Source organism: Rhodopirellula maiorica SM1, assembly GCF_000346295.1.
In the GTDB taxonomy this organism is placed as follows: domain Bacteria; phylum Planctomycetota; class Planctomycetia; order Pirellulales; family Pirellulaceae; genus Novipirellula; species Novipirellula maiorica.
In genome coordinates this window covers 1-4,043 of sequence record NZ_ANOG01000462.1, presented here as the reverse complement: position 1 = coordinate 4,043, position 4,043 = coordinate 1, and the positions used below count along the sequence as shown (strand labels likewise).

At 55.8% G+C, this 4,043-nt stretch carries 2 protein-coding genes; both read left to right on the top strand.

Translation table 11 applies throughout. The annotated features are described in order from the left end of the window. Positions 1-850: CofH family radical SAM protein (locus RMSM_RS14590; protein ID WP_040766737.1), on the top strand; the 850-nt coding region annotated here is incomplete at its 5' end. Positions 851-1,534: 684 nt separating this feature from the next. Next, the coding region (locus RMSM_RS14585; protein WP_008697441.1) for an O-antigen ligase family protein at positions 1,535-4,043 on the top strand (2,509 nt) is incomplete at its 3' end.

The following is a 4,043-nucleotide window of genomic DNA, read 5'->3' as shown; positions in this document are numbered from 1 at the left end:
AGCAACCGAAAACGGCTGTACCGAAATGCACATCGTCGGCGGACTGCACCACCAAAAACCCTACGAGTGGTACCGTCACCTGATCGAATTGCTGCATGAGAATTATCCGCAAATCCACCTCAAAGGTTGGACGGCGGTGGAGATCAATTGGTTTGAATTTCAGACCAAGAAATCGGTCCGCTGGGTTCTAGAAGACTTGCGAGACGCGGGACTAGGCAGCATGCCGGGTGGCGGAGCAGAGATTTTTCATCCCGAGGTGCGTGACCAATTGTGCGAACACAAAGCGAACACGCATGCTTGGTTGGACATCCACCGGACGGCGCATCAAATTGGGCTGCGGACTAATTGCACGATGCTGTACGGACATGTCGAAAAGGCATTTCACCGCATCGATCACTTGATCCGGTTGCGAGATCTACAAGACGAGACGGGTGGTTTCCAGGTCTTCATTCCGTTGGCGTTTCACCCCGAGAACACAAAGCTTTCGGACATCAAGAAGCCATCGGCGATCATGGATTTGCGAACCATGGCGATCAGCCGGCTGATGCTGGATAACGTCCAGCACATCAAGGCGTACTGGATCATGTTAGGTGTCGAAACCGCGCAGACCGCGCTCGCCTACGGGGCGGATGACATTGACGGCACCGTACGTCACGAATTGATCTACCACGACGCCGGGGCGACGACACCGCAATGTTTGTCGGTGGACAAGATCCGTGACCTGATCAGCGAAGCGGGCAGAGATCCTGTTGAACGAGACACAATTTACCGACAAGTCCACCGCGACCCCAGTGACTACACCAAGTGGACCCCCGGCGAATCGGTCGAGCAGCTAGTAGCGACATCGTAAAGAACAGCGAGGAGGCGAAAGTCGCGAAGACTTTTGGACGCCATCGACGTCACCCTCACCACTGGGACGGTCGGCCGCTGAAAGCGGCCGGGGAGGACTGGTGAATCCTTGCTTATACGCACACCCTGAACGGCCCCCAACCAAAAAACCGATGGGACGGCGAACCACTCCTGCACACCATCTCAAACCCTATGGCAATCTAACCGCCACTGTGTGCACGATCTGTCGATTTCCATACTTAGTCGACTAAACTAGGACGTTTCGCGTAACAGGATGCTAGGTTCACCGTGGGATTGGGCTGATCCCGTGCGAAAACCAAACATTGTCTCGGTAAGGTCAAAGGAAATACGCGTCCTGACTGTGTGGTCAGATGATTCCCTTCTTTCGCGTGAAATAATTGCCGTGATGGATTTTGTCCGATAATCTGTCCTACCAAACTTGCTACGCTAGCTACTGGAACGGCCCCCATCCAAGCGGGAAGCGGCCAAGGAAACGCAGCTTTGAAAACTTTTTATGAAATCGATCGCTCCTCTTCTCATTCAAATCTCGCTTTGGGCATCCGCGTGTATTTTGACACTCCTGCCCTGCGTCCTCGCGTTTGATCACGGTGGCATTCTGCCTTGGACACAATGGGCCGCTTGTGTTGCAGTGTTTGCGTCTGGGCTCTTAGCACTTCCCTCGATCATGGACCGCGACACTCAAGGAGGTCCTCGATTCCACTGGTTGACAATCCTATTGCTTGGCTGGGCTGCGTTCGCTTGGTTCCAAACGCTGCCGCTGCCCGCATTCCTGACCAATCTACTCAGCCCCGGATCGGCGGCGGCCTACACCACCTGGCTTGATCCTATTATCGGATCGCAGACAGAGCGTTCCTCGATGCACCCGATCTCGATTGACCCCGCTGCCTCGCGGCACGCCGTCGCGATGTTGCTGGTCGTCGCGACGCTCGCTTGGACCTCCGCCTCGGTATTCCAGAACCGCCGTCGATTGGTGTTGCTGATGGCTGGGCTCGCCGCAGGCGCCGCCGTGCATGCAGCCTTAGGGATTTTTCAGCTCGTCAGCCCCGAAACCGATTTACTAGGCATGAACGCGATCAATCGCGGTGCCCATTTTGCCGCGTTTGTCAATCGCAACAACGCCGCCTTGCTAATGAACATCGGCGTCGGCGCCAGCATGGGAGTGCTCGCATGGCGTTTGTCGGCATTGATCGGAACCGAAGTCGACGACGAAAATTTTGAAGTCAACGACCTGATTTCACTAGCCAGTGATCGTGATTCCAGCATCGCATTGATCAGCTTGGTACTGTGCACCGCAGCGCTGCTGGTGTGTGGATCGCGAGGCGGATTGGTCAGTGCAATCATTGGTTTCACGCTCGCACTGGGCTGGATCCGTGCTCGCCGCGGCACCGCCAGCATCCCGGTCATCATTGCCGTGCTGGCCATCGCGGTGGCACTGTTGATTGTCCCATTCAATCTTGATTTGACCTCGCTCGATCGCATGGAGTTGTTATCCGATCAGGACGAATCAACGCTGCTCAATGATGGACGCCTACCACTTTGGAGTGACGTCATGGCGGCAGCGACAACCTACTTGCCAACCGGCAGCGGACTGGGCACATTCGCCGATGCGCATCTCACCCAGCTAGAAAAAAGCAGCGACGGATGGGCGCACCACGCCGACAATCTGTGGCTAGAGATGTTTACCGAACAAGGCATTCCAGGAGTGTTGTTTGTCGGCGTGCTGATTGTCGGAGTGATCCGATCGCTGAACAAACTGAACGATTCGCCCGACGCGGTGGATCATGGACTGCGAGTCGCCGGTTGGTACATCCTCGGCTCGTTGGCAGTTTCTCAGTTTTTCGACATGGGACTGATCATCCCCGCCAACTTGATTGCCTGTGCAATCTTCTTACCCGTCGCATCGACCCGAGGTCACCTAGTTGCACCACGGACCCGCGACACAGATTACCTGGGTGACGAAACCGATGCTTACATCGAAGATGACGACGCCCATGAATGGGCAGATGAAGTTGCACACGACCAGGAAATCTCGGGCGATCTTGACAGTTCCAGCGACGAACCTGCGCACATTAAACCGGCACTCATCGAACCAGTAACAGCGAAACGCAAGCCACGCATCCGGTTTCAAACCAAGAAAATGCTGCCTCGATCCATCGCCATCGCGGCGATTGCCGTGCTGCCGAGCGTTTGGGCACTTAGCGTATTGCAAAAGGATGCCAGCGCCGACGCGATCGTTCGCCGCTCGAAAGCATTGCTTGCACAGCGAGGAACCAATCCGTCACAACTCGAGGCTCTGATCTCGCCGCTCGAAAATCTTGCCCAGCGAACCGAATCGCCTGCGGTCTATCGAGTTCTCAGCGACGTGCATTTTCAACTTGCGCGTTATGACGAAGTGGTGCAAGCGAACCCAAAATCGACCGAGCAGCTTCGCGAGCTGTACCTGCAAACCGCTCCTGCGGTCCGTCGTCTGAAATGGCATGCTCAGAACCAAACGGTCGCGGCCCATTCGACGAACCACCGCGCCCCCGCGAACGAGTCAGACTCAGGCGTCGCGGAAAGTAACGCGACCGATTCACCACTCTCGCGTCACTACATTACCGCACTGGAAAACACGGAAGCCGAACTATGCGTCCGGCCCTTGTCGCGTGAAGCGCGTACGGCCAGCTTGTATTTGGATTTCGTCTACACCGATCGCGACCGCACACGGGCAATCCTGCAGCAGCTTAGCAAGCTATACGGCACCTACTCCGCCGCGTTGCGGCAATTGGCGAAACTATCGCTCGACAGTCATGAACCCGAACTAGCAGTCACCTATTTGCGAATGTTGTTGCAGCGGCAACCCAGCCAGACGCCAGCAGCCTTAAAAATGCTGGAGTCATACCCTGAAATCTCGATTGCTAGCATCATTCCTCCTTCGACGGCGAATTACCGCGCCGCAGCCGCATACCTAATCACCCGTCCCGATCCTGATCAGGAATTCCTAGCAAAAGCCTTTGCGGGGCTCGCATGTGGTCAAAGCGAGACGATTGCCGAACGAGCACGCTGCGAGGAATTGTACGCTGACACGGCCTATGTCTTAGACCGCCATTCGGATTCGTTTGCGTCTTATCAGAGGGCCATCGAACTCGATTCGGCCAACGCGAACCTACAGCTGAAGTACATCAACCGGCTGA